This window comes from Streptomyces sp. CA-294286, assembly GCF_050947155.1.
GTDB lineage: Bacteria > Actinomycetota > Actinomycetes > Streptomycetales > Streptomycetaceae > Streptomyces.
In genome coordinates this window covers 4103828-4130077 of record NZ_CP192005.1, presented here as the reverse complement: position 1 = coordinate 4130077, position 26250 = coordinate 4103828, and the positions used below count along the sequence as shown (strand labels likewise).

The 26250-nt window shown below is 72.6% G+C and carries 21 protein-coding genes and 1 pseudogene; 10 read left to right on the top strand and 12 right to left on the bottom strand.

Annotated elements, in window-relative coordinates; translation table 11 throughout:
- Window positions 1–81 precede the first annotated feature (81 nt).
- The 5 genes from ACQPZG_RS23060 to ACQPZG_RS23040 all read left to right on the top strand — a co-directional run bounded on the left by ACQPZG_RS23060 (window position 82) and on the right by ACQPZG_RS23040 (window position 2517).
- Window positions 82–906: a helix-turn-helix domain-containing protein gene (locus ACQPZG_RS23060; RefSeq protein ID WP_433547632.1), complete on the top strand. Its 825-nt coding sequence runs from the start codon at window positions 82–84 to the stop codon at window positions 904–906.
- On the top strand, window positions 893–1120 hold the full coding sequence (locus ACQPZG_RS23055) for a DUF397 domain-containing protein (RefSeq protein ID WP_433547631.1): 228 nt from the start codon (window positions 893–895) through the stop codon (window positions 1118–1120). Before ACQPZG_RS23060 ends, ACQPZG_RS23055 begins: the two co-directional genes overlap by 14 nt.
- Before the next feature lie 5 nt (window positions 1121–1125).
- Window positions 1126–1356, top strand: coding sequence for a DUF397 domain-containing protein (locus ACQPZG_RS23050; protein ID WP_433547630.1), 231 nt, complete (start codon window positions 1126–1128; stop codon window positions 1354–1356).
- 296 nt (window positions 1357–1652) lie between these two features.
- Entirely contained in the window at window positions 1653–2186 is a 534-nt protein-coding gene (locus tag ACQPZG_RS23045) for a DUF937 domain-containing protein (protein ID WP_433547629.1), read from the top strand.
- Between the two features lie 106 nt (window positions 2187–2292).
- Window positions 2293–2517 (top strand): hypothetical protein, encoded by a 225-nt coding sequence (locus tag ACQPZG_RS23040; protein WP_433547628.1) that lies wholly within the window; start codon window positions 2293–2295, stop codon window positions 2515–2517.
- 97 nt (window positions 2518–2614) lie between these two features.
- Here ACQPZG_RS23040 and ACQPZG_RS23035 read toward each other — a convergent pair whose 3' ends face one another.
- From ACQPZG_RS23035 to ACQPZG_RS23025, 3 genes are read right to left on the bottom strand one after another with little or no spacing between them, the layout of a single operon-like run.
- Complete coding sequence (locus ACQPZG_RS23035; protein WP_433547627.1) at window positions 2615–3451, bottom strand: sugar phosphate isomerase/epimerase family protein; 837 nt, start codon at window positions 3449–3451, stop codon at window positions 2615–2617.
- Window positions 3448–4602 (bottom strand): dihydrodipicolinate synthase family protein, encoded by a 1155-nt coding sequence (locus ACQPZG_RS23030; RefSeq protein ID WP_433549511.1) that lies wholly within the window; start codon window positions 4600–4602, stop codon window positions 3448–3450. The genes ACQPZG_RS23035 and ACQPZG_RS23030 overlap by 4 nt, the downstream gene beginning before the upstream one ends.
- Before the next feature lie 5 nt (window positions 4603–4607).
- Window positions 4608–5759, bottom strand: coding sequence for a Gfo/Idh/MocA family protein (locus ACQPZG_RS23025; RefSeq protein WP_433547626.1), 1152 nt, complete (start codon window positions 5757–5759; stop codon window positions 4608–4610).
- 170 nt (window positions 5760–5929) lie between these two features.
- On the opposite strand from ACQPZG_RS23025, the gene ACQPZG_RS23020 reads away from it, so the two are divergent.
- Both ACQPZG_RS23020 and ACQPZG_RS23015 read left to right on the top strand, forming a co-directional pair.
- Complete coding sequence (locus ACQPZG_RS23020; protein ID WP_433547625.1) at window positions 5930–7003, top strand: LacI family DNA-binding transcriptional regulator; 1074 nt, start codon at window positions 5930–5932, stop codon at window positions 7001–7003.
- A gap of 131 nt (window positions 7004–7134) precedes the next feature.
- On the top strand, window positions 7135–9090 hold the full coding sequence (locus tag ACQPZG_RS23015; RefSeq protein ID WP_433547624.1) for a TerD family protein: 1956 nt from the start codon (window positions 7135–7137) through the stop codon (window positions 9088–9090).
- Between the two features lie 14 nt (window positions 9091–9104).
- On the opposite strand, the gene ACQPZG_RS23010 is transcribed toward ACQPZG_RS23015, so the two are convergent.
- Together ACQPZG_RS23010 and ACQPZG_RS23005 are read right to left on the bottom strand one after the other, a co-directional pair.
- Window positions 9105–9845: an SDR family NAD(P)-dependent oxidoreductase gene (locus tag ACQPZG_RS23010; RefSeq protein WP_433547623.1), complete on the bottom strand. Its 741-nt coding sequence runs from the start codon at window positions 9843–9845 to the stop codon at window positions 9105–9107.
- 236 nt (window positions 9846–10081) lie between these two features.
- Entirely contained in the window at window positions 10082–10933 is an 852-nt protein-coding gene (locus ACQPZG_RS23005; RefSeq protein WP_433547622.1) for an ABC transporter substrate-binding protein, read from the bottom strand.
- A gap of 331 nt (window positions 10934–11264) precedes the next feature.
- Here ACQPZG_RS23005 and ACQPZG_RS23000 point away from each other — a divergent pair.
- Window positions 11265–12077, top strand: a pseudogene (locus ACQPZG_RS23000) (sugar phosphate isomerase/epimerase family protein); the annotation flags it as partial.
- On the opposite strand, the gene ACQPZG_RS22995 reads toward ACQPZG_RS23000, so the two are convergent.
- Complete coding sequence (locus tag ACQPZG_RS22995; RefSeq protein WP_433549510.1) at window positions 11959–12954, bottom strand: EamA family transporter; 996 nt, start codon at window positions 12952–12954, stop codon at window positions 11959–11961. The pseudogene ACQPZG_RS23000 and the gene ACQPZG_RS22995 overlap by 119 nt on opposite strands.
- Before the next feature lie 139 nt (window positions 12955–13093).
- Here ACQPZG_RS22995 and ACQPZG_RS22990 point away from each other — a divergent pair, with 139 nt between their 5' ends.
- Entirely contained in the window at window positions 13094–14002 is a 909-nt protein-coding gene (locus tag ACQPZG_RS22990; RefSeq protein WP_433547621.1) for a LysR substrate-binding domain-containing protein, read from the top strand.
- A gap of 154 nt (window positions 14003–14156) precedes the next feature.
- On the opposite strand, the gene ACQPZG_RS22985 is transcribed toward ACQPZG_RS22990, so the two are convergent.
- On the bottom strand, window positions 14157–15998 hold the full coding sequence (locus ACQPZG_RS22985; RefSeq protein ID WP_433547620.1) for a glycoside hydrolase family 3 protein: 1842 nt from the start codon (window positions 15996–15998) through the stop codon (window positions 14157–14159).
- Window positions 15999–16799: 801 nt separating this feature from the next.
- Between ACQPZG_RS22985 and ACQPZG_RS22980 the strand changes: the two genes are divergently transcribed.
- Window positions 16800–17420, top strand: a complete 621-nt coding sequence (locus ACQPZG_RS22980; RefSeq protein WP_433549509.1) for a hypothetical protein — start codon at window positions 16800–16802, stop codon at window positions 17418–17420.
- A 61-nt stretch (window positions 17421–17481) separates the two neighbouring features.
- Here ACQPZG_RS22980 and ACQPZG_RS22975 read toward each other — a convergent pair whose 3' ends face one another.
- From ACQPZG_RS22975 to ACQPZG_RS22955, 5 genes are all read right to left on the bottom strand, one after another.
- The gene (locus tag ACQPZG_RS22975; RefSeq protein ID WP_433547619.1) at window positions 17482–18933 is read right to left on the bottom strand and encodes a S28 family serine protease; all 1452 of its coding nucleotides are present in this window, start codon (window positions 18931–18933) and stop codon (window positions 17482–17484) included.
- 108 nt (window positions 18934–19041) lie between these two features.
- Window positions 19042–19431, bottom strand: a complete 390-nt coding sequence (locus ACQPZG_RS22970; RefSeq protein ID WP_433547618.1) for a hypothetical protein — start codon at window positions 19429–19431, stop codon at window positions 19042–19044.
- A 142-nt stretch (window positions 19432–19573) separates the two neighbouring features.
- On the bottom strand, window positions 19574–23338 hold the full coding sequence (locus ACQPZG_RS22965; protein WP_433547617.1) for an ABC transporter ATP-binding protein: 3765 nt from the start codon (window positions 23336–23338) through the stop codon (window positions 19574–19576).
- 97 nt (window positions 23339–23435) lie between these two features.
- A complete protein-coding gene (locus ACQPZG_RS22960; RefSeq protein ID WP_433547616.1) occupies window positions 23436–24449 on the bottom strand; it encodes a serine hydrolase in 1014 nt (337 codons plus the stop codon).
- A 110-nt stretch (window positions 24450–24559) separates the two neighbouring features.
- A complete protein-coding gene (locus tag ACQPZG_RS22955; RefSeq protein WP_433547615.1) occupies window positions 24560–26245 on the bottom strand; it encodes a thiamine pyrophosphate-binding protein in 1686 nt (561 codons plus the stop codon).
- Between the last annotated feature and the right edge of the window lie 5 nt (window positions 26246–26250).

The following is a 26250-nucleotide window of genomic DNA, read 5'->3' as shown; positions in this document are numbered from 1 at the left end:
CTCACAGCGTGCGGCGGCCTCTTCTACGCTGCTAGGGGTCAGAGCTTGACAAGGTCGGCGTCAGGTCCGGGAGTTGAGGCAGTGGACAAGAAGGACAAGCCGAAGTCACCACGGGAGAAGTACGGCGAGGAGCTCAAACTCCGTCGGGTGGCGGCCGGGTTGACCCAGGAGGCCCTGGGCGAAATGGTCGTGTGTTCCCCGACGCTGATCAGTCATTACGAGTCGGGGCGTCGGTTGCCCAGCTCCGACGATGCCCGGCGGGTCGACCGGGCGCTGGGTACGGACGGGTTCTTCGAACGGTGGCGGGAGGACCTTGAGACGAAGTACGTCCAGCACTTCGACCCGGTGGCGGATCTGGAGAAACTGGCCACCCTCATCAAGCTCTTCGCGCTGACCTTGGTGCCCGGCATCCTCCAGACACCGAGCTACGCACGAGCCCTGTTCCGTGCGTACCGGCCCAACCACACTCCTGAAGAACTTGACCAAGCAGTCGTCATCCGAACAAGCCGCGCCCAGATTCTGAACGCCCCCTCGAAGCCGGTTGTATGGGCCCTCCTCGACGAGGCCGTCATCCGGCGCAAGATCGGGGGGGCACTCGTCATGGCCGAGCAACTGCACAAGGTCGCGGACATGGCAGAGGAGGGCCGACTGCGGTTGCACGTACTGCCGTACGGGGTGGGTGCTCACGCATTGCTAGAGGGCCTGCTCACCCTCATGGAGTTCGAGGACTGCGCACCGGTGGGATACGTGGAGGCCGTCAAGACCGGTCGTCTGTTGGACGACCCGACCCTGGTTACGGCGTGCCGTACGGCCTACGATCTTGTACTCAGCGAGGCATTGCCCCAGAAGGAATCACTGACCCTCATTCGGACGGCAGCAGAGGAATTCGAAAATGAACAGCAGTGAGCACACCGCCTTCCCCGACTCATCTGTCCTCACGGGCTGGTACAAGTCCAGCTACAGCAGTGGCGAACAGGGTGAATGCCTGGAAGTCGCTCGCGGTTACGGCAACGTACCCGTACGGGACAGCAAGTCCGCGAACGGCCCCGCCCTCCGCTTCACCGCCGCCTCCTGGGCATCCTTCGTCACCGCCGTGAAGGACGACCACCCCACCACCTGATGGGCATGAGCATGGTCAGCAGCAAACGCACCGTCTCCGACACCACCGCCCTCACCGGCTGGTACAAGTCCAGCTACAGCAGCGGAGTCCAGGGCGAGTGCCTGGAAGTGGCCCGGGGCTACGGCGACGTACCCGTCCGCGACAGCAAGGCCCCGCACGGGCCCGCTCTCGTCTTCCCTCCGGCCGGCTGGGCCTCGTTCGTCCGCGCACTGAACGAAGGACGGTTCGCCGCCTGAACCGCAGCAGCACCCGGGCCCCGTCGGACTTGACGGGGCCCGCGTCAGGTTTCGCTCCGTAACCACCGCCGCACCGGAAAAGCCAAAGGACCCGGTCCGTCGACCGGGCCCCCCAGCGTCCCCTCCCCCTACACGGGCTTCCGCGTATCCCCCCGGATCCCCTCCCCCGGAAGCCCTGATGCCACGTATGACCCGCCAAGGGGCGGAAGGGTTGTACGGCGGAACGAGAAAGTTCTGGCCGCGCGGGAAGCGCTCAGAAGGTGCCGACATGTGGGCACGGACGTAGCGTTTCCGGCATGAACAACGACTCCTTCCAGCAGGAAGTGCTCAACGAGCTGGGCGACGACAAGCTCGCCGAGATCGCCGGCGTGCTCGGCACGGACGCGGCGGGTGCGCAGAACGTCGTCGCCTCGACGGCCGACGCCTTCGCGGGCGGTCTCGCCCAGAAGGCGGAGAGCGCCACTCCGGAGGAGGCCGAAGAGGTGAAGGCCGCGTTCGCCGAGGCGGCCGAACCGCCGCTCCAGGGCGTCGCCACGCTCGGCGGCGGCATGGGCGGGCTGCTCGGCGGCGGCATGATGGCCGGTGTGCTCGGCAAGCTCGCCAGGCCGGTCGCCAACGCGGTGGCGAAGAAGACCGGCCTTCCGGTGGCGGGCGTCACCCGCGCGATCGAGATCGCGCTGCCGGTGGTGGTCGCCGTACTGACCAAGCGGGCCACGCAGCGCGGGAATCCCGGCACCCCGACGGCCGGTGCGGCTCCGGGCGGAGCGGGGCGGCCCGGTGGCGGTCTGGGAGACCTGCTGGGGCAGGTGCTGGGCGGCGGCAAGAAGTAGGACGCGACCGGTGGCGACGGGAGCCGACCGCGTCTGAGTACGTGCCGTCCGGGATCTGAGTACCCGGGCGGCTGTGCGACGTCGGCCTTTCGCGTGGGATGGGGTCATGAACGCTCCCGGTTCCGCCTCCAGGCCCGCTCCCCGTCCCGAATCCGAGCCCGGCCGCACTTCCGGGACTCCGTCCACGCCCGCCGCCACCCCTGGTCACACGTGGCTGTGGGGCCTCCTGGCGGCCTTCGTCCTCCTGCTGGCGGTCATGGCGGGCGGTCTCCTCTGGCTGTCCTCCGAGGGGGGCTCCCGGTGTCTGACGTACGGGGAACAGTGCGGCTAGCGCGACCGCGACCCGAACGGGCGGGCCGAGCGCCGCTCGCCCTGCCCCCGTACGGACCGGCTCCCCCGTCCTGCCCCTCCCCGTACGGGCCGACGGTTCACAGGACGTGCCGCCGGTATCGCTCCACCACCTCCGCCAGGGCCTCCGCCCCGTCCCGCGCCCACAGTGCCTCGTTGAAGATCTCGACCTCGATCGGGCCCGTGAAACCCGTCGCCTCGACCATTTCGCGGAAGCCGCGCAGGTCGATCGAGCCGTCCCCCAACTGGCCCCGGCCCAGTAGCACTCCGGCCGGGAGCGGGGTGATCCAGTCCGCCACCTGGAAGGAATGGATGCGGCCCGCGACCCCCGCGCGCACGATCTGTGCGGGCGCCAGGTCGTCCCACCAGAGGTGGTAGGTGTCGACGACCACGCCCACCTCGGCGGCCGGGAAGCGTTCGGCGAGGTCGAGGGCCTGGCCGAGGGTGGAGACCACGCAGCGGTCGGCCGCGAACATCGGGTGCAGCGGTTCGACGGCGAGCCGCACCCCTCGCTCCCGCGCGTACGGTCCCAGGACGGCCAGCGCGTCGGCGATCCGTTCCCTGGCTCCCACCAGGTTCTTGTCCCCGGGCGGGAGTCCGCCCGAGACCAGGACGAGGGTGTCCGTGCCGAGGGTGGCCGCCTCGTCGATCGCCGTGCGGTTGTCGGCGAGCGCGCGCTCGCGTCCGGCCCGGTCGGGCGCAGTGAGGAAGCCGCCCCGGCAGAGGCTGGTGACGGTGAGGCCGTGGTCACGCATCAGCCTGGCCGCCCGTTCGGCCCCGTACTCCTGGACGGGGGCCCGCCAGAGGCCCACCGCGCCGATCCCGGCCGCCGTGCAGCCCTCGGCGAGTTCCGGGAGCGACCACTGCTTGAGGGTCTCCTGATTGATGCTCAGGCGGGAGAGGGCACCGGTCGTCACTGGGCCACTCCGTTCACGTGCAGCAGTGCCCGCATCCGGGTCGCCGCGAGGCCGGGGTCGGGGAACAGGCCGAGGCCGTCGGCGAGTTCGTACGCGCGCGCCAGATGGGGCAGCGAGCGGGCCGACTGGAGGCCGCCGACCATGGTGAAGTGGGACTGGTGGCCGGCCAGCCAGGCGAGCAGGACCACGCCCGTCTTGTAGTAGCGGGTCGGGGTCCGGAAGAGGTGGCGGGAGAGTTCGACGGTCGGGTCGAGGAGCGTGCGGAACCCTTCGCGGTCCCCCGTGTCCAGAACCCGTACCGCCTCCGCCGCCAGCGGGCCCAGCGGGTCGAAGATGCCCAGCAGGGCGTGCGAGAAGCCCTGTGCGTCGCCCGCGATCAGTTCCGGGTAGTGGAAGTCGTCGCCGGTGTAGCAGCGGACGCCCTCGGGGAGGCGGCGGCGCAGGTCGATCTCGCGCTGGGCGTCGAGGAGGGAGACCTTGATGCCGTCGATCTTGTCGGAGTGGGCGGCGATGACGTCCAGGAAGGTGTCGGTCGCCGCGTCCAGGTCGGACGTTCCCCAGTAGCCCTCCAGCGCGGGGTCGAACATCGGGCCGAGCCAGTGCAGGACGACCGGCTCGGTGGCCTGGCGGAGCAGGTGGCCGTAGACGGCGAGGTAGTCCTCGGGGCCCGAAGCCGCTGCCGCCAGGGCGCGCGAGGCCATCAGAACGACCTGCGCGCCGGCCTCCCCGACGAGGGCGAGCTGCTCCTCGTACGCGGCGGTGACCGTCGCCACGTCGTGCGCTCCGGGCGTGAGTTGGTCCGTACCCGCACCGCACGCGATCGTTCCGCCGACCGCCTTCGCCTCGGCGGCCGAGCGGCGGATGAGTTCGGCCGCGCCCGCCCAGTCCAGGCCCATGCCTCGCTGCGCGGTGTCCATGGCCTCGGCCACCCCCAGCCCGTGCGACCACAGGTGGCGGCGGAAAGCCAGGGTGGAGTCCCAGTCGACGGCGGCCGGGGAGTCCGGGGAGGTGTCGGCGTACGGGTCGGCGACCACGTGCGCGGCGGAGAAGACCGTACGGGAGACGAGGGGGGCGCCGCCTGCGACGAACGAGGAGGGCTCGGTGCGCGGGGTGTAGGAGTACGTTCCGCCGCCCGCGACCGGCAGGATCAGCGCGCTCACAGGGTCAGCTCCGGAACGTTGTAACGACGGCCCTCGGCCGAGGACTTGAGGCCCAGCTCGGCGAGCTGGACGCCCCGCGCGCCCGCGAGGAGGTCCCAGGTGTACGGCTCGTCCAGGACGACGTGGCGCAGGAACAGCTCCCACTGGGCCTTGAAGCCGTTGTCGAAGACCGCGTTGTCGGGGACCTCCTGCCACTGGTCGCGGAAGGACTCGGTGACCGGCAGGTCGGGGTTCCAGACCGGCTTGGGGGTGGCCGAGCGGTGCTGGACGCGGCAGTTGCGCAGTCCGGCGACTGCGGAGCCGTGCGTGCCGTCGACCTGGAACTCGACCAGTTCGTCCCGGTTGACCCGTACCGCCCAGGAGGAGTTGATCTGCGCGACCGTGCCGCCCTCCAGTTGGAAGACGCCGTACGCGGAGTCGTCGGCGGTGGCCGGGTAGGGCTTGCCCTCCTCGTCCCAGCGCTGCGGAACGTGCGTGGTGACGTGTGCGCTGACGGTGGTGACGCGGCCGAACAGCTCGTGCAGGACGTACTCCCAGTGCGGGAACATGTCGACGACGATGCCGCCGCCGTCCTCGGCCCGGTAGTTCCAGGACGGGCGCTGCGCCTCCTGCCAGTCGCCCTCGAAGACCCAGTAGCCGAACTCGCCGCGCACGGACAGGATTTCTCCGAAGAAGCCGCCGTCGATGAGGCGCTTCAGCTTCACCAGGCCGGGGAGGAAGAGCTTGTCCTGGACGACGCCGTTCTTGACGCCGGCCGCGCGGGCGAGGCGGGCCAGTTCCAGCGCGCCCTCGACGCCGGTGGCGGTCGGCTTCTCGGTGTAGAGGTGCTTGCCGGCGGCGATGGCCTGCTTGAGGGCGTCCTCGCGGGCGGAGGTCACCTGGGCGTCGAAGTAGATGTCGACCGTCTCGTCGGCGAGGACGGCGGCGAGGTCGGTGGACCACTCCGCGATGCCGTGCCGCTCGGCAATCGCACGCAGCGCGTGCTCACGGCGGCCGACGAGGACCGGCTCGGGCCACAGGACGGTGCCGTCGCCGAGGTCGAGGCCGCCCTGCTCGCGCAGGGCCAGGATGGAGCGCAGCAGGTGCTGGCGGTAGCCCATCCGTCCGGTGACGCCGTTCATGGCGATCCGCACTGTCTTGCGTGTCACGTCAGTTCCTCCGTACAGGCCGTACTCGGCGTGGCTCGCCGGGCGCCGCTGGGCGACCCGTACTGGCGAAGCACTCTTAGAAAGCGCTTTCTATGCGCTATGAAGCAAGAAGCTAGCCTGAGCACCGCAGGACGAACAAGACCTGGAGCCCCCCGAATGAGGACAGCTGAATGACAGTGACGTTGGCGGACGTGGCACACCGGGCCCAGGTGTCGCCGGCCACGGTCTCCCGGGTGCTCAACGGCAACTACCCGGTGGCGGCGGCGACTCGGGAGCGCGTGCTGCGCGCGGTGAACGACCTGGACTACGTCGTGAACGGCCCGGCGAGCGCGCTGGCCGCGTCGACGTCCTCCCTGGTCGGCATCCTGGTCAACGACATCGCCGACCCCTTCTTCGGCATCATGGCGAGCGCCGCCCAGGCACAGATCAGCGGCGCGGAGGGCACCCCGGGCGCGATCGGCGGCGAGAAGCTCGCCGTGGTCTGCAACACCGGCGGCTCCCCGGAGCGCGAACTGACCTACCTCACCCTCCTCCAGCGCCAGCGCGCGGCGGCGGTGATCCTCACCGGCGGCGCGATCGAGGACCCCGGCCACTCGGCCGCGGTCGCGGCGAAGCTCGCCAGGCTCGCGGAGGCGGGCACCCGGATTGTGCTGTGCGGACGACCGCCGCTGCCGCCTTCGGCGGGATCCCCCGTCACCGCCACGCTCTCCTTCGACAACCGCGCCGGAGCCCGCCGCCTCACCGAGCACCTGCTCGCCCTCGGCCACAGGCGCATCGGTTACGTCGCGGGCCCGGCCGAGCGCACCACGACCCGCCACCGTCTGGAGGGCCACCGCGCGGCCCTCGCGGCCGCGGGCGTGGCCGACGATCCCGCCCGCACCCTCCACGGCGCCTTCGACCGCGCGTCGGGCATCGCCGCCGCCACGCGGCTGCTGGACGCGGAGCCCGGCCCGACGGCCGTCGTCGCCGCCAACGACACCATCGCCCTGGGCGTCTGCACCGCCGCCCGCGCCCGTGGCCTGCGCGTCCCCGAGGACCTCTCGGTCGCGGGCTTCGACGACCTCCCGTCGGCGACGGACACGGTGCCGGCCCTCACGACCGTACGACTGCCCCTGATCGAGGCGGGCGCACGGGCGGGCCTGCTGGCGGTCACCCGGGAGACGCCCCGCGATCCGGACGGCGTGGAGACGGTCCTGGCGGAGCTGGTGGTACGGGGGTCCACGGGTCCGGTGCGCCGGGCCTGAGCGCGGGGCCGGGCAGGGGTCGACCCGACCGACCGGCCTGAGAAGTCCGATGGACGAGACCCAGGCGGAAAAAGGCGGACAAACCGGCATTCCGCTTGAGGCCGCTCCTTCTCCACTCCATCCTTCTACCCATGACCTTCACCCCTCCCCTGTCTCTCGGTGCAGTCCGTCTGCCGGATCTGCCGGACTACCTGCACGACTGGGCACTGGTGGACGTCGAGACCTCGGGGCTGACGGCCCGCCGCGACCGGGTGCTGTCGGTCGCGGTCATCACGTTGAGCCCCGACGGGGAACAGACCGACGAGTTCTCCACCCTGCTCAACCCCGGCTGCGCCCCGGGGAGGATCGACATTCACGGGCTGACTCCGGAGCGATTGTCCGGAGCGCCGACGTTCGACCAAGTCGCGGGGCGGATCGCGGCGATGCTCCAGAACCGCGTGATGGTCGCGCACAACGCCCAGTTCGACTACGGGTTCCTGGCGCACGAGTTCGCCAGGGCCGGGTTGTCGCTGCCGGTCGCCCGGCGGCTGTGCACACTGTCCCTCAACCGGCAGCTGGACCCGCCTACCACCGACCTCAAACTCGGGACGCTCTCCACCCACTACGGCCTTCCCCCGCTGCGGGCCCACGACGCGCTCGACGACACCCGGACGCTGGCCGGAATCCTGCGGGCGTCGCTGGCGGAGGCGGCGCACTTGGACGTCCCGCTGCCGCTGGTGCCGTGTCCTCCCCGACAGGACGCGCAGTTCATCCCGAAGCCGCCCAAGGCGTCGTGCGCCTTCCGCAATCCCGGCCGGGTCTCACAGGGCGGGCCACTGGTGCAGGGCATGAAGATCGCCGTCACCGGCGACACCGACACCGGACGCGCGGAGCTCCTGGCCCGGGCGGTGACCGCAGGACTGAACGTCATGGGCTCGGTCAGCAAGCACACCAGCGCCCTCGTCACGAACGACAGTGCCACCGGTTCCGCGAAGGCTCGCCGCGCGCTCGCCGAGGGCGTTCCGGTCATCGACGAGCGCTCCTTCCTGCGAATGCTGGGCGACGTACGGCCGGGCACACCGCACGACGCACCGGCAGCGGTGCCGGGTCCCGCGCCGGAGACCGCCGTCCTCGCCCCCGCTTCGGGGACGACCCCCTCCTCCGCGCCCGAGCCGGAGTGGGAGAGCGTCCCCGCGCAGGGCGGCTCCGCATCCGCCCCTGTGCCCGCCCAGGCGTCCGCTTCTGCCGCGGGCTCCTTGCGACCCGGCGGGGCCGGCCGGCCCGCGAAAGCAGGCAGGCTCCCGAGGCCCACCGGGCCTCTCTCCGGCCGGCGCGTCCTGGTCCTCGGCGGCTCGCACCCGGAGGCGGCCTCGTACCGCACCCGAGTGGTCGAACTTGGTGGCTCGGCCGCCGTGAATCTCTCCGCGAGCGTCACTGACGTCGTCGTGCTTCCCGGTGGCCATCAGGACCGCCGGATGGGCCGGATCGCCCAACTCGCCGTTCCCACGCACGAACCGGACTGGCTGGACGGAACGGTCGCCCCCTACGAACCCGGAGCCTTCCGCCGGCCGCACGCACCGCGGACCGTGCCACGGGGCGGAGTGGTGGACCTGCCCGCGCTCAGGGCGGGGACTCCGCTCTCAGTCACCGCCACCTGGGGATCACGCACGGCGTGCGCGATCGACGTCGTCGCCTTCGTCCTGGACAACGACGAACAGGTGTCCTTCGACGAGGACTTCGTCTTCTACGGCGCCCCGGAGAACCCAGCAGGGACGGTGCGCCTGCTGACCGACGGTCCCGCCGAACAGACCGTCACCATCGATCTGGCAGCTTTGCCTCCGGCCGCACTTCGGGTGGTTGTGGCAGCCGCTGTGGACGGGGAGGGGACCTTCGGCGACGTGGGTCCGCTCCAGGTCGCCGCGTCGTGGGGCAACGTGGACGCACCTCTCGCACGTGGCACTCTGGACGCCGCGACCACCGAGCGGACCCTGCTGCTCGCGGAGTTCTACCGCCGGGCGGGGCTGTGGCGGTTCCGGGCCGTGGGCCAGGGATACGACCACGGCCTCGAAGCCCTGGCGCGCGGCTACGGTGTCGACGTGGCCGACTGACCGCTCCGGCGGGCCTACCGTCCCCCCGCCACCCGAAGCACCGTCCCGGACGTGTACGAGGCATCCGGGGAGAGCAGCCAGGCGACGGCGGCGGCGATCTCGGAGGCTTCGCCGGCGCGGCGCAGGGGGAGCTCGGGGGCCATGCGGGCGGGGCGGCCGGGGTCGCCCATGGCGGCGTGCATGTCGGTGTCGACGAGGCCGGGGGCGACGGCGTTGACGCGGATGCCGTCGGGGCCGAGTTCCTTGGACAGGCCGACGGTGAGGGCGTCGACGGCGGCCTTGGAGGCGGCGTAGTGGACGTACTCGCCGGGGCTGCCGAGCGTGGCCGCACCGGACGAGACGTTGACGATCGCGCCGCCGCCGGACGCCGTCAGGTCCCGGGCGGCACGGCGGCAGCACAGCAGGGTGCCGAAGACGTTGACGTCGAGGACGCGGCGGAGGTCCTCGGTGGTGGCGTCGGCGAGACGGCTGAGCCTGCCGGTGACGCCCGCGTTGTTGACGAGGCCGGTGAGCGGGCCGAGTCCGGCGGCCACGGTGTCGAAGAGCCGGTCGACGTCCGCCTCCACGGAGGTGTCCGCGCGGACGGTGAGGCAGCGGGCGCCGGTTGCCCGGACCGCCGCCGCACTCTGCTCGGCGGCGGCCTCGTCCCGTACGTAGGCGAGGGCGACGTCGTGGCCGTCGGCGGCGAGCCGCAGGCAGGTGGCGGCGCCGATGCCTCGGCTGCCACCGGTGACGAGGGTGATCGGACGGTCCACGTGTTGCCTCCTGGTGGAGCGGATGCCGGTGCGCCGCACGGGGTGACGCATGCGGTGTGCGACGCACGGGGGTGCGTGTGCGGTGTGCGACGCACGGGGGTGCGTGTGCGGTGTGCGGCGCACGGGGGTGCGTGTGCGGTGTGCGCTACGCGTGCGACGCGGGGCGGGCCGCGTCGGCGTGCGGCGCGCTCCGGACATGATCCAACAGGAGGCGACCGGGGTTGCCGGGAGGGGTTTCAGCTCTGGAGTGCCCGCGTGATGCCGGTGTAGAAGAGGGTGTGGGAGGTGGCGCTCGCAGGGAGCTCGGGATTCCAGGGCAGGACGCGGACGTCGTCACCCAGCAGGGCCGGATCGAGGAGCGCCGCGTTCGCCCGGACGTCGGCGAGGACGAGCCCGGGGCCGAGCGCGGCAGCCGTCGGCCAGTCCACGGTCGCCCAGTTCGCACCGCCCTCCGGCGGCGGGGCCAGCAGGGGTACGCCGAGGGCGGTGAGGGCGCGCAGGTCCGGCCAGGCGTGCGGGCGGGCGAGGTGGACCTCGGTGCCGCTCGCCGGGGACAGGGCGAGCAGCGGCGGGGCGGCGGGACCGGCGAGCGACTTCAGCTTGGCCTGCGCGTCGGCGAGCTGGTAGGCGGCCTCCGGGGGTTCCGCACCGCCGAGGCTGTGCGCGAGGGCGCCGAAGGCTTCCCGTACGTCGGCCAGGGAGCGGCCCTGTCCGACGTCGAGCACGACGACCGGGATCTGTTCCTCCAGGTGCTTGGCCGCGTCGGGTTCCATGCCGTACACCGCCCCGCCGCCGTAGGTGACGGCGACGAGGAGGTCGGCGCCGGAGGCGAGGATCCCGTCCGGGTCGAGGGAGGCGCCCGCGCCGTAGTAGGTCAGGCCGTCGAGCGGGAGGGAGCCGCACTTCGCCGGGTCGGGGGCGGGGCCGTCGTGCTGGGAGCCGAAGATTCCGTGCGGGCGCAGGCCGTGGTCCCAGAGGGTCGCGCCTGCCTGCAGGTACGCGGCGATACGGGTGGGGCGTTCGGCGGCGGACGCCAACTGGCCACGGGCGTCGGTGAATTGCCAGGCGTCGGAGGTTTCGGAAGTCATGGGCGTGTCCTGCCCCGTCCGGCGGTCCCCTACTCTGCCCCCGCGCGTCCGCCGGCGGGGCGGCCGGGGGTGGGACGGGACCCGGCGGACGGCGGAGCCGCCCGTGGTGGTTTTCGGGCGGAACCGGGTACCGGAAGGGGGCGCCCCGGAACCGGCGGTGGCCCGGCCCCGGTCGGCCCCGCCGCACCCGAGGCCGTACGCACCACCGCAGGAAGAACCGTTCGCAGCGCGGCGGGAAGAGAGCCGTACCCACCGCGGCGGGAAGAGCCGAACGGACCACCGCAGGAACAGCCGTACCCACCACGGCAGGAACAGAAGGAGTTGTCGCCCAGTGAAGCTGGCCTTTTCCACCCTCGGCGTCCCCGGCATGCCGATGTCCGACGTCGCCGCGCTCGCCGTGGGCGCCGGTTTCCAGGGCGTCGAGCTGCGCGCCCACCCCGAGGAGCCGGTGCATCCCGGGATCGGGCCGCAGGCGCGCGCTTCGACCGCCGCGACGTTCGCCGAGGCGGGGATCGAGATCCTCGCGGTGGCCGGGTACGCGAAGGTGGCCGCCCCGGGCGAGGACGAGCCGGTGCTGGCGGAGGTCCGGGGCCTGCTGGAGCTGGCGCGGGACCTGGGCGCTCCGTACGTACGGGTCTTCCCCGGCGCGGGGGACGCGCGGGACGTCGCGGAGAACGCCTCCGCCGGCGGCTGCGAGAGCGGCGACGACCGGGCCGCGCGGCGGCTGGGCGCGGCGGCGGAGATGGCCGAGGAGTACGGCGTGCGCATCCTCCTGGAGACCCACGACTCGCACCGCACCGGCGTGGACGCCGCCCGGGTCGTGGCCGCCGTCGGCCACAAGAACGTCGGCGTCCTGTGGGACGTCATGCACACCTGGCTCGGCGGTGAGGACCCCGCCACCTCCCACGGCGTCCTCGCCCCGTACCTCGGCTACGTGCAGGTCAAGGACATCGCGTCGGCCGACGACACGACCCCGCTCGCCCTCGGCGCCGGAGTGCTGCCGCTCGCCGAGTGCCTCTCGCTCCTCACCCCGAACGACTGGGTGTGCTGGGAGTACGAGAAGCGCTGGTATCCGGGGGCGGCGGAGCTGCCGGGGCTGCTGGCGGCGGGACGGGAGCACCTGGCCCTGCTGGCTTCCGCCGGCCGGGGCGGCGCAGGCTCCGCGGCCCGCTGAACCGGAACTGGGCCAGCGCCACCCCGCCCACCAGCAGCGCCGCCGCACACCACCGCAGCCCGGTGGCCCGCTCGTCGAGCAGGAGCGCGGCGCTGCTCATACCGAAGACCGGTACCAGGAGCGTGAAGGGGGCCACCGAGGAGGCGGGATGGCGGCTGAGCAGGAACCCCCACGCCCCGAAGCCGAAGACGGTGACCACCCAGGCCACGTAGAGGAGGACGGCGACGCCCGTCCAGTCGAGGGCGGCGAGCGCGGCGACGTCCCGGTCCCAGCCTTCGAAGACGAGCGAGAGCGCGAGAAGCGGAAGCACGGGGACGGCCGAGACCCAGACCATGAAGTTGAGCGGGTCGGGTGCGGCGGCCTGCCGGGTGAGGACGTTGGAGACCCCCCAGCAGGCGGCGGCCGCGACGACGAGCGTGAACGCGAGCACGGGTCCGCCCGTGCCCTCGTCGTACGCAGCCACACCGATCCCGGCGAGGGCCACCAGCATGCCGGCCTTCCGCGTACGGGTGAGGCGTTCGCCCAGTACGGACGTGGCGATCACCGCCGTGAACACGGCCTGCACCTGGAGGACGAGGGACGAGAGGCCGGCGGGCATCCCCTGGTCCATCGCGACGAACAGCAGCCCGAACTTCCCGGCCCCCAGTGCCAGTCCGACCCCGATGATCCACTTCAACGCCACCTTCGGACGCCCCACGAAGAAGACCGCGGGAAGTGCCGCGACCAGAAAGCGGAGGGCGGAGAAGAGGAGCGGCGGGAAGTGGTCGAGACCGACTTCGATGACGACGAAGTTGATTCCCCACAGGGCGGTGACGAGGACCGCGAGGGCGATGTGCGCGGGACGCATGGGCAGGTGCGGGATCAGGCTCGCGGGCGAAGGCGCGGAGGTGGGCATGGGATCGAGGATCACGTCCCCGAACCCTTTAGCACCAGCGCGGGTTCCTTCATCATGGGATGCAGCAACGCTTACGAATGGCGGTCCCGACGTGCTCGACCTCTCCCGGCTGCGCGCCCTGCACGCGGTCTCCGTCCACGGGTCGGTGGCGGGTGCCGCCGCCGCGCTCGGCTACACCCCCTCGGCCGTCTCGCAGCAGCTCGCGAAGCTGGAGCGGGAGACCCGCACGAAGCTGGTCGAGCGGCGCGGCCGAGGGATCGCCCTCACCGAGGACGCCCTGCAACTCGCGGCGACGGCGCAGCAGTTGCTGTCCATCGTGGAGCGCGCGGAAACCTCCCTGGAGGAACGCCGGGGCCTGCCGAGCGGCCGGCTGACCGTGGGCGCGTTCGCGACCGCCGCACGGGGCCTGCTGCCCGGCGCGCTGGCGGAACTGGCCCGCGCCCATCCGGCCCTCGACGCACGGATGACGGAGGTCGACCCGCACCTCTCCGTCGACCTGGTCGCCAAGGGCGTGCTGGACCTGGCCGTCGCCCACGACTGGGACATCGCCCCGCTGCCCGCACCCGAGGGGGTCGAACAGGTGGTGATCGGCCAGGACCTGTGCGACCTGCTGGTCCCGGCGAGCCACCGGCTGGCCGGACGCACGGACGTGCGGCGCGAGGAACTGGCCACCGAACGCTGGATCTGCCAGCCCCCCGGAACGGTGTGCCACGACTGGCTGATGCGCACCCTGCGCTCGGCCGGCTACGAACCGGACATCGCCCACCAGGCGGAGGAGGTCCACACTCAACTGGCCTTGATCCGGGCCGGGTTGGGAGTTGCCATGATTCCCCGGCTGGGGCGCGGCACTCTGCCGGCCGGGGTGGAAGCGGTGAGCCTGGACCCGGTACCCGCCCGCCGGGTGTACGCACTGTGGCGAACGGGCGCGTCCCGCCGCCCGGCGATCCGGGAGACGGTACGGGTGCTGCGCGAGCACTGGGAGACGGCGCCGGGCTGGTGAAACGGGCGCAGGGGCGAGGGGCGAGGGGATAAGGGGAAGGGGGCGCGGGGGCGAGGGCGGGATTCCGGTCGACGTGGGCGGGTGGGGCTGGGGGCTGGGGGCGTCGAGCCCGTCGGCCGCTCGGCCCGCACGGTCCCGCCCGCAGCCCCCGTCCTCAGTACCCCAGTCCGTACCCCACAGGGAACAGCACCGTCCCCGGGTCGTCCGCCCTGTGCACCGGGACCGGCAGTCGTCCCGTCGGGCGGGTCCTGCCTGCCAGTACGCGTGCCGCGGCCCGTGTCTCGACGTCCGTCCAGGAGTACGCGGCGAGGTGGGCGCGTGCGCCGAGGCCCGTGGTGCGGGCGACGTCGTAGGGGTTCTGGATCGCGATCGTGATCACCGGGACGCCCGTCGCCGCCAGTTCGTCCACCAGGGTCCGCTGGGTGCTCGTGGCCGACACGTTGCGGGTGGTGACGACGACCGCGTCCGCGCCCGCACGTGCCGCGGCGACCGCTTCGTCGATCTTCGCGCGGGTGGGGGCGGGGCCGGTGGGCAGCGCCGTCGCGGTGAAGCCGAGACGGGTCAGTTCGGCGGTGAGGACGGCGGTGGGCGGGCCCGTCGTGCCGGTCGGGGAGGCGGGGTCGACGCCGACGACGAGTACCCGCTGGTGGCGGCGGGGCGAGAGGGGCAGCAGTCCGCCCTCGTTCACGAGGAGGGTCGTCGTCGCGTCGGCGATCCGGTCGGCGGCGGCCAGGTGGGGGCGGGTGCCCACGGTGCGGTCGACGACGCGGCGGGTCACGTACGGCTGGTCGAAGAGCCCGCGCTTCGCCTTGAGCCGGAGGATGCGCAGCAGGGACTCGTCGATCCGTGTCTCGGTGAGTTCCCCGTCCCTGACCGCCGCGAGGACCGCCTTCCAGGCCACGTCGAGCTTCGGCGGGTTGAGGAGCTGGTCGCATCCCGCCTTCAGCGCCAGCACCGGCACCCGGTCGTCGCCGTACTTCGTGCGGACGCCCTCCATGCTGAGCGAGTCCGTCACGACGACGCCCTGGTAACCCAGTTCCTCCCGGAGGATGCCGGTGAGGATGGGGCGGGACAGCGTCGCCGGGTCCTCCGCCGGGTCGAGTGCGGGGACGACGATGTGGGCCGTCATGATCGAGTCGATGCCGGCGGCGACGGCGGCGCGGAAGGGCGGCGCGTCGAGCGCCTGCCACTCCTCCCGCGTGTGGTCGATGTACGGGAGTTTGTGGTGGCTGTCGTCCTTGGTGTCGCCGTGCCCCGGGAAGTGCTTGGCCGTCGCGGCGACGCCGGCCGACTGGTAGCCCCGCACCTGGGCGGCGACGAGGGCGGCCACCGACGACGGCTCGGAGCCGAAGGAGCGGACGCCGATGACCGGGTTGGCGGGGTCGACGTTGACGTCCGCGTCGGGGGCGTAGTTCTGCCGGATGCCGAGGGCGGCGAGTTCGGCGCCGGCGATGCGGGCGGCCTCGCGGGCGTCACGGGTGCCGCGCCGGAACGCGCCCGCGCCGAGCGCCATCGCGCCGGGCAGCAGGGTGGCGGGCCGGCCGACGCGCGCGACGATGCCGTGCTCCTGGTCGGTGGAGGTCAGGAGCGGGATGCGGGTGCGCTGGGCGAGGGCGGCCTGCTGGATGCCGTTGGAGAGGTCGGCGATCTGGTGCGGGTCGCGGGTGTTGTGTGCCCACGCGAAGTAGATGATGCCGCCGACGTGGTACTTCGCGATCAGCTCGGCGGCGGTACGGACGCCGATCTCCTTGAGGTTGGCGTCGATGTCCGCCTGGTCGGGGGCGGTCGCGGAGTGTCCGTACACCCGCATCACGAAGAGCTGGCCGACCTTCTCCTCCAGGGTCATGGAGGCGATCAGGCGGCGGAGGCGGTCGGCGGTGGGCCGGTCGGCCGCCGCGGCGGGACCGCCGGCGCCCCCGGTGACGGCGACGGCCGCCGCGGCGGCGCTCGCGGTGAGGAGGGTGCGGCGGGAGGGAGCGGAGGTGCGGTCCGGCACGGGTACCCCTTCGTGAAGCCCTTGAAGGAAACTTCCAGCGGGGTCACACTGGCTCGAAAGTAAGTACCCGTCAATAACCGTGCGGAGCGTGGTGCGGGGACTTTCCGGGACCGGGGGCCGGGGGGAGGGGGCCGCCACCGGCGCATGTGGAGGGGGCGCGCCGGTGGCGGCGTACGGCCGGCCGCGGACGGTTGGAGAGGGGAGTCAGCGAACGCAGCCAGCAGCGAGGCCGACACCGCCCTGCGGAGACTCTCCGGCGGTACGGCCGTTGGACGGAGCGGGGCGCGAGCGGGTTCCCGGGTCCTCCTGGGAAATCACCGCTCCTCGCACATTGGTGCGAGTGCGAGGGCTGGGCCCGGTGGGGCGGGTGGGGCGGTCGTGCGCCCCACAAGAGGGGTGGCGCGTTCCCCCTTACGGCGCAACCGCCCCCGCGCACCTGGCGTACGCCCCCGGGGACGGGTCAGTCTGGGCAGAGCGTCCGGGGGGTGCCGCATGCTGCACGCGAGCGGGAACAGGGCCGGAAGCGGGAGCGACGGCGGGGGCCGGGGCGGGGGCTCGCCCTGGAGACGGAGCGGGGCCGGAAGCAGGGACGCAAGCCCGCCCCGCGCCCGGAGCGGAATGGCCGGAACCACGGACGAGGACCCGCCCCGAAACCGGAGCGCGGCCGGAAGCAGGGACGAGGGCCCGCCCAGGAACCGGAGCACGCCCGGAAGCAGGAGCGCGGGCTCGCCCGGGAGCGCCGGCCGGGGCGCGGGCGGGCCTTTCGCGGGCAGGCGTCGGGGGTGGCGGGGGTTGCGGGTGCTGGGGGTCGGCCTGTGGGCGGCCGGACTGCTGGCGGCCGGTTGTCAGGGAGGTGACGGGGGCGGGGAAGGGGGCAGGGGCGGGGGTGGCCGGGATCCCGGGCAGGCGGGCAGCCTGTCGCCCGCAGCGCCCCCCGGGTACGGGGACGTCTTCCTCGACGTCCGCGAGTGCGCTTCGTACGGGGCCGCCCCGCGCGAGGTGCCGTGCCGCAGCGAACGGGCCGCCGCACGGGTGACCGCCCGCCACCACGGCGGGAGCGAAGACGGGCGGGCGTGTCCGGCCGCCACCGACTTCGTCCTGCACCTCTCCGAGTCGCGGCCCAGCGGCGACGAGAACGGCGACGGGCTCGTCCCGCGCGGCTACGCCTGCATGCGCAACCTCCAGGCCCCGCACCCCGGCGACCCCGGTGGCGGCGGCGGTCCGCACACGGTCGTCGGGGACTGCGTGTACGAGGCGGGCGGCGGCCGGGTGAGGGAGACGGCGTGCGACGGTTCGGGCGACCGCTCCCCCGGGTTCCGGGTGGAGCGCGCGGTCGGCACGCGTGCCCAGTGCCCGCCCGCCACCCGGCTGTACGTGCAGCTGGGCGGCGGGCGGCCGGTGGGGTGCGCCCGGCCGGTGTGAGGCCCGGTGGGAGGTCCGGCGCGCCGCGCGCGCGTGTCAACAGGCGTGCGTGGCACGCACGTTACGGTCGCAGGCCGTGCTCCCTGTTCACCTCGACCCGGTCCAGCTTCGCGTCGTACGCCGTCAGCCGCTTCGCCTTCGCCGGGTCCGCCTGGACGGCGGCCGGGGCGACGCCCGCCCACTTCTGGATCTGGGCGACGGCCGCCGCCTGCTGGTCCGCGGGGAGTCCGGCGACGCGTGCGCCGTGGTTGGCGCCCGGCACGGTGTAGACGTGGTTGTCGTTGCGGGCGCCGCGCGCGGGGGCGAAGCGTTCGCTGCCCCACGGGTCGTTCTGCCCGTACACGAACATCATCTGCCGTGCGTCGCGCCGCACCCAGCGGTCGATGTCGCGCATCGCGCCGTCCTGCCACTTCATCGGGATGTCGCGCGGCACGTACACGCGGGGCTGGAAGTAGTCCGGGCCCCACTTCAACAGGCCCTTGAGGTGCGGGTACTCGTACTGCGGTGCGCCGAGCTGGGTGCCCGCCTGGTAGTAGTACGGCGTGTACGCGGCGAGGTCCTGGTCGCTGGAGGAGCTGAAGCCGGACTTCGCGTCGATGTAGTCGAAGATCTGGTCGTCGGTGGCGGTCTTCGCCACGGGGACGTCGGCGCACTCCTGCTCCGAGCTGTACTGCCAGAAGCCCCAGACGAAGTCGAGGACGGTGTTCTCGAAGCCCTTCTCGACGCTGCCGATCGTCTGGAAGGTGGAGCCGTTCTCCTTGGCGAGAGCCTCCGCCTTGGCCAGCAGCGGCTTGCGGCGCACCAGGGCCTCGCGCTGGAGGTTGTTGAGGCGGTCGCGGCACTCACGGGTCGAGACGGTGCGGAAGAAGCGGTCGTACGCGCGGTCCTCCTTGTTGCGGACATCGTTGGGGGCGACGTACGCGACGACGCCGTCCATGTCGCGCGGGTGGAAGCGCTCGTAGTACGTGGCGGTCATGCCGCCCTTGGAGCCGCCGGTGGACAGCCACTTCTTGGAGTAGATCGACTTCAGTGCGGTGAAGACGCGGTGCTGGTCGTCGGCGGCCTGCTTGATGTCCAGCTTGGACCAGTCGGCGGGCGTGGGGCGCGAAGGGGTGAAGTACCGGTACTCCAGGGAGACCTGGTTGCCGTCGACGAGCGCGGTGGGTTCGGACCGGCCGGGTCTGGTCGAGAGGTGGTAGCCGCTGGTGAAGAAGACGGTGGGGCGGGACACGTCCTTGTGCAGGATGCTCAGCCGTTGCTGGAAGGTGCCGCGCCAGGGGTGGCGGTGGTCGATCGGCTGGGTGTAGTCGAGGACGAAGTAGCGGTAGCCGGCGTAGGGCTTCTCCTCGATGAGGGACATGCCCTTGATCGCGAGTATGCGGTCCTTGATGTCGGTCGTGACGGGGGCCTGGGCCGCCGTCGCGTCCGGTTCCGCGGCGAGGGCCGGGCTCACCGCACCGAGGGTGCCCATCAGCACCGCTCCCGCGAGCACCCCTCTGAAGGTCTTGCGCATTCGCCACTCCCCTGCCTGTCAGCACACGGACAACAGGGGTGAACCTAGCGCTCCCCAATCCCCTTTGTCAGCAGAGGATTTGGGCATCTTCGCAAGAGGACGACTGGTTCAGCACAGGATCCATCCGGAAGTGGTCCCCTTGGCCCCCACCGAACCCGTCACCCGTACGCACCGGTTGACCGCGAACACCTTCACCGGCCCCGCGTGGCGGGTGTACACCCCGGAGTCGACGGCGGCCCTGCTTCCGCGCGCCTGGATGGTGACGCGCATCTTCTGCCGTACGCCCGCCCGCTTGGCGACCGTCTGGGCGCACACGTACTGGCGGGCCTTGTAGACGCGGATCTCCCCCGTGGCGAAGCCGTACGTCTTGACCCGCGCCCCCGCGCAGGCTCCGGCCGCCGCCTCGGCGTGCCCGACCGCCGGGCCGCCGAGGACCAGCAGTCCGGCCGCCGTCGCCGTCGCGAGCACGTGGAGCACTCCGCGTTTCATCAGTCCCATCGGCTTCATCCCTGCCCCGCCCACCCCATCGAACACACTCGCCCGTTCCCCCGCCGGGATCGTATGTGCGTACGACGCGATATGGCCACGCATCGGTTGCAGAGTGCACACAGCTCGCGCGGCGGGAGGCCGCATCCGGGGGTCAGACCGCCGCCGGTTCGTCCTCCCCCACGAAGGTCCGCCACAGCCGGGCGTACTTCCCGTCCAGCGCGAGCAGCTCGTCGTGCGTGCCGTCCTCGGCGACCCGCCCCCGGTCCATGACCACGACGCGGTCGGCGCGGGCGGCCGTGGTCAGCCGGTGGGCGACGACGAGGGTGGTACGGCGGCCCGCGATCCGGTCGGTGGCCTGGTTGACCTGGGCCTCGGAGGCCAGGTCGAGCGCCGCGGTCGCCTCGTCGAGCAGCAGTACGTCCGGGTCGACCAGTTCGGCGCGGGCGAGCGCGATGAGCTGCCGCTGACCGGCGGAGAGGTTGCGTCCGCGTTCGGTGACGGCGTGCAGGTAGCCGCCGTCCAGGGTCGCGATCATGTCGTGCGCGCCGACCGCACGGGCCGCCGCCTCGACCTCGGCGTCCGTGGCGTCCGCCCGCCCGTAGGCGATGGCGTCCCGTACCGTGCCCGCGAAGAGGTAGGCCTCCTGCGGGACGACGCCCAGGCGGTGGCGGTAGGCGGTCATGTCGAGGTCGCGCAGGTCGGTGCCGTCGACGGTGACCCGGCCGCTCGTCGGGTCGTAGAAGCGGGCCACCAGCTTGACGAGGGTGGACTTGCCCGCGCCGGTCTCGCCGACGAAGGCGACGGTCTGGCCGGCGGGTATGCGCAGGGAGATGCCGGTGAGGGCCTCCTCCGGCTCGTCGGCGGAGCCGTACGCGAACGACACGTCCTCGAAGGCGATCTCGCCGCGCAGCGACGGCACGTCCTTCGGCGAGTCCGCGCGCGCGGTGGACGTCGGTTCCCGCAGCAGTTCCTGGATCCGCCTCAGGGAGACGGTCGCCTGCTGGTAGCCGTCGAAGACCTGGGAGAGCTGCTGGACGGGGGCGAAGAACAGGTCGATGTAGAGGAGGTAGGCGACGAGCGCACCGGCGGTCAGCGTCCCCGCCTCGATCCGCCCCGCGCCGACGATCATCACGGCGGCGGCGGCCACCGAGGAGAGGAACTGCACGAAGGGGAAGTAGACCGAGATCAGCCACTGGCCGCGCACCCGCGCCTGCCGGTAGCTGCGGCTGTTGGCGGTGAACCGCTCGCGGCCCGCCTTCTCCCGCCCGAACGCCTGCACGATGCGCAGTCCGGCCACCGACTCCTGGAGGTCGGCGTTGACGACGCCGACCCGGTCGCGGGCCAGCTCGTACGCCTGGACGCTCTTCCTGCGGAAGAAGTACGTGCCGATGACCAGCAGCGGCAGCGTCGCGAAGACGACCAGGGCGAGTTCCCCGTCGATGACGACGAGCGCCGCCATCACGCCGAAGAAGGTGACGACGGAGACGAACGCGGTGACCAGACCCGTCTGGAGGAACGTGGACAGCGCGTCCACGTCGGTCGTCATCCGGGTCATGATGCGCCCGGTCAGCTCGCGTTCGTAGTAGTCGAGTCCGAGCCGCTGGAGCTGGGCGAAGATCTTCATCCTGAGCGAGTAGAGGACCCGTTCGCCGGTCCGCCCGGTCATCCGGGCCTCGCTGATCTGCGCACCCCACTGCACGAGGACGGCGAGCAGGGCGAGGCCCGCGGCCGTCCACACCGCACCGAGCGAGAGCTGGGTGACGCCCTCGTCGATGCCGTGCCGGATCAGCACCGGCAGGAGCAGTCCCATGCCGGCGTCGACGGCGACCAGACCCAGGCTGACCAGCAGCGGGAGGCCGAAGCCGCGCAGCAGCCTGCGCAGCCCGTAGGAGTCCTCGGGGGCGGCGGCCCGTGCCTCGTCGACGTCCGGCACGCCGTCGGCCGGGGGCAGCGCGGCGACCTGGGCGAGCAGTTCGGGGGTGGCGGGCATGCCGGGCGCGTGGTCGGTGGCGGACTGGGCCGGGCCCGTCCTGGCGGGGTCGGACTCGTCGCGTATCCACAGGTCGGGGGTGATGCCGCGCTCGGCGTCGAACTCCGCGTCAAGTTCGGCCTGCACGGACCGGTCGTCCTCGACGGGGGCGGCGGGGAGCGTGTGGCCGGGCGAGACGCCGCCCAGTTCGTCGGGGTCGGTGAGCAGCCGGCGGTAGAGGGCGGAGCGGCGCTCCAGCTCCGCGTGGGTGCCGATGTCGGCGAGCCGCCCGCCGTCGAGGACGGCGATGCGGTCGGCGAGGTTCAGGGTGGAGCGGCGGTGGGCGATGAGGAGCGTCGTGCGGCCCGCCATCACGCTCCTGAGCGCCTCGTGGATCTCATGCTCGACGCGGGCGTCCACGGCGGAGGTGGCGTCGTCGAGGAGGAGCAGCCGGGGGTCGGTGAGGATGGCGCGCGCCAGGGAGAGCCGTTGCCGCTGGCCGCCGGAGAGGGTGAGGCCCTGTTCGCCGACCTTGGTGTCGTACCCCTCGGGGAGTTCTTCGATGAAGCGGTCGGCCTGGGCGGCGCGCGCGGCGGCGCGTATCTGCTCGTCGGTGGCGTCGGGGAAGCCGTAGGAGAGGTTGGCGCGGACGGTGTCGGAGAAGAGGAAGCTGTCCTCCGGTACGAGGCCGATGGCGGCCCGCAGCGAGGAGAGGGTCAGCTCGCGGACGTCGTGGCCGCCGACCAGCACGGCCCCGCGCGACACGTCGTAGAACCGCGGCAGCAGCAGCGAGACGGTCGACTTGCCGCTTCCGGAGGACCCGACGAGGGCGACGGTCTCGCCCTCCCGGATCTCCAGCGAGAACCCGTCGAGGACGGGGCGGTCCGCCTCGTACCCGAAGCTGACGTCGTCGAACTCCACGGTGGCGGGGGCGTCCGCCGGGAGTTCCTTGGTGCCGTCCGCGATGGCCGGCTCGGTGTCGATGAGTTCCAGGACGCGTTCCACGCCGGCCCGCGCCTGCTGGCCCACGGTCAGCACCATGGCGAGCATGCGCACCGGGCCGACGAGCTGGGCGAGGTAGGTGGAGAACGCGACGAAGGTGCCCAGGGTGATCTGTCCCCGGGTGGCGAGCCAGCCGCCGAGCGCCAGCATGGCGACCTGGCCGAGGGCGGGGACGGCCTGGAGGGCGGGGGTGTAGCGGGAGTTCAGCCTGACGGTGCGCAGCCGGCCGGCGAAGAGGCGGCGCGAGACGTCGCGCAGCTTCCCCATCTCCTGCTCCTCCTGCCCGAAGCCCTTGACGACGCGGACGCCGGACACCGCCCCGTCGACGACTCCGGCGACGGCGGCGGCCTGGCCCTGGGCGTACCAGGTGGCGGGGAACAGGCGCTTCTTGCTCAGCCGGGCGATGAACCACAGGGCGGGGGCGACGGCGAGCGCGACCAGGGTGAGCAGCGGGGACAGCCACGCCATGATGCCCAGGGAGATGACGAACAGCAGGATGTTCCCGATGGTCATCGGGAGCATGAACAGCAGGCCCTGGATGAGCTGGAGGTCGCTGGTGGCGCGCCCCACGACCTGTCCGGTGGACAGCTCGTCCTGGCGGCGGCCGTCGAGGCGGGTGATCGTTCCGTACATCTCGGTACGGAGGTCGTGCTGCACGTCCAGGGCGAGCTTGCCCCCGTAGTAGCGGCGGACGTACGTGAGGACGTAGACGACGACGGCGGCGGCGATGAGCAGGCCGGTCCACACCGCGAGCGACCGGGTGCCCTTGCCGATCACGTCGTCGATGACGATCTTCGTGATGAGCGGGACGAGGGCCATGACGGCCATGCCGCCGAGGGAGGAGCCGAGGGCGAGCAGGACGTTGGTGCGGTAGCGCCAGGCGTAGCCGGTCAGCCGGCGGGCCCAGCCCGGTTCTCGTACGGTCCTTGGGTCGTGCTCTGCCACGTGCTGCCTCCCGGTCGTTCCATGTCCCACCGGAAGGCGACAACGTCGCGAACTGCGGATTTCATCCCGCCGCGACGGGGCGCGCGGGAGCGGGGGCTCAGCGCGCGGCGGTCCCCGGCGCGCGCTGCGGGCCGTCGGCCGGCCCGTTCTCCGGAAGCGGAGGTATCACTTCCTGCGGTACGGCGGGCGGGACGACGACCTTCGGCGCGGATTCCCGGAGCGTGCTGCTCGTGACGGCCGGGTTGAGGTCGCGGTGCACGGCCCTGGACACGGCCTGCACGGTGTCCACGCCCTGCTGCATGTTCTGGTTGCCGTGCGTGAGGACGGTGATCGTGTAGTCGTGGCCGAGGCCGGTGAAGGCGCCCAGGGAGTGCACCCGCCAGCCGTTCGTGGCGCGCGACAGCCACCCGTTCTTGACGTGCAACTTGCTCCGCGCCGGGGCGCCCGCCGGGGTGCCCCAGCGCTGGCCGGCCACGACGGCGGCCATCCGGTCGAGGAGGTAGGCGCGCGAGCCGTCCTTCAGGACGTCGTTGCGCAGGGTGATCGTGCTGAGGAGCTTGGACTGCTCGGAGGCGTTGATCTGGGTGAGCCCCCAGTAGCCGTTCGCTCCCGGCTTGGTCCCCGTCATCCCGGCGGCCTTCAGGAAGCCGTTGATCTTGCCGACGCCGAGCTGCTTCCACAGGGTGGTGGTGGCGTTGTTGTCGGACTTGGTGATCATGGCGGTGGCGAGGTCGCGTTCGCGGGCCGTCAGCGCCCGGTTGGTCTTCTGCGCGTCCCACAGCAGGGCGGCGAGGACGGTGACCTTGACGATGCTGGCGGAGTCGTAGGAGTTCCAGGCGCGCAGCGAGCAGTAGGTGCGGCTGGAGTGCTCGTACACGGCGACCGAGACGGTGCCGGGGCGGCCCCGCAGGGCGGCGGTGATGTCGTTCTTGAGCTTGGTGGCCAGCCCGGCCTTGTTCGAGCTGCACGACACCTGGGGTGCGGCGGCCGTGGCGGGGGTGGCGGCGGCCAGCGGAAGGAGGACTCCGGTGGCGAGTGCGGCGGCGGTGAAGCCCCTGGTTATTCGTCTGCCGGCTATTCGTCTGCGCGTGGTGCTGGTGGGTGCGGTCATGGTCCCCGTGTCCCCGTCTCGTGGAATCGGCGTCGCGGGGGCGCCGACGGGCGCCCCCGCAACTCATGACCCGGCAAGGCGGAAAAGGTTGTACGCCGCAGGGGAACGTCTCACTCGTGCGTCGGCGCGAACATCCGCAGCCGTGCCGGGAGCACGACGACCGAGGGTCCCGGCGCCTTGAGCGCCGCCGCCAGATCCGCGGAGAGGGTCTCCGGCGTCGTACGGGTCGCGGGCACCCCGAAGGACTCCCCGAGCGCCACGAAGTCGGGCCGGGTCAGCTCGGTGCCCGTCGGCTCCCCGTACGCGCCGTCCGCGTACTCGCGCAGGATTCCGTAGCCGCCGTCGTCGACGATCAGCCAGGTCACCGGGAGGTCGTGCTGGCGCGCGGTGGCGAGTTCGGCGATCGAGTACATGGCGCCGCCGTCGCCGGAGACGGCGAGGACGGGACCGTCCGGATCTGCGGCGGCAGCGCCGAGGGCGGCGGGGAAGGCGTATCCCAGCCCGCCCGCGCCCTGCGCGGAGTGCATGGTGTTCGACCGCCGGGCGTCGAAGGCGGACCAGGCCCAGTACGTGAGGATCGTCATGTCCCAGAAGCTGGGGGCGGTGTCGGGCAGGGCGGCGCGGACCGCGGCGAGGATCTGCTGCTCGGCCTCCAGCCCCTGCGTGCCGATGCGCTCCCGCACCCGGTCGAGGACGTCCCGTACCGCAGCCGCCGCGCCGTCGTCGGGGCGGACCTCCTCGACGCTCTCCAGCAGGGCGGTCAGCGCCAGGCGGGCGTCGGCGTGCATGCCGAGCGCCGGGTAGTTGGCCTCCAGCTTGCCCGCGTCGGCGTCGATCTGGACGATCCGGCCGCGCGGGGCGAAGGTGCGGTAGTTGCTGCTCAGCTCGCCCAGCCCGGACCCGACGACCAGCAGGACGTCGGCGCTCTCCAGGAAGTCGGTCGTGTGCCGGTCCTCCAGCCAGGACTGGAGGGAGAGCGGGTGGTTCCAGGGGAAGGCGCCCTTGCCGCCGAAGGTGGTGACGACGGGGGCGTTCAGCCGCTCGGCGAGCTGCCTGAGCTTCCCTGCGGCGTCGGAACGCACGACTCCGCCGCCGGCGACGATCACCGGGCGGGCGGCCGTGGACAGCAGGTGCGCGGCGACGGCGGTGAGTTCGACCCGTGGGATGAGGTCGTGCGGGAGGGCGTCCGGGGCCAGCACCACCGGGATCCGCGTCGGCGCCTCCAACACGTCCTGCGGGATCTCCACCCACACCGGCCCGTGCGGGGCGCTCAGCGCGGATTCCCAGGCCGCCGCGATCGCGGACGGGATCTGCGAGGCGCTGCGGGCGCTGTGCACCGACTTCACGACGTCCCGGAACGAGGCCTGCTGGTCCCGCAGTTCGTGCAGGTACCCGTGCCGCCCGCCGCCGAGGCCGGCCGCCGGGACCTGACTGGCGACGGCGATCACCGGGGCGGACGCGGCGGCGGCCTCCTGGAGCGCGGGCAGCGCGGTGAGCGCCCCCGGGCCGGTCGACAGGAACAGCGGGGCGGCCTCGCCCGTGATCCGCCCGTACCCGTCCGCGGCGAACCCGGCGTTGTTCTCGACGCGCAGCCCCACGTACGAGAGCTTCGACCGGCGCAGCGCGTCGAACAGTGCGAGCGCGTGCTGTCCCGGCAGCCCGAAGACGGTGGTCGCCCCGAGCCCCCGCAAGGTCTCCACGACCAGGTCACCGCCGGTACGGCCGGAGGGCGGGGCGAGGGCGGCGGCGGTCTGCGCGGGGGTGGGACGCAGGACGAGGTCGTGATCGTGGGTCATGCGGT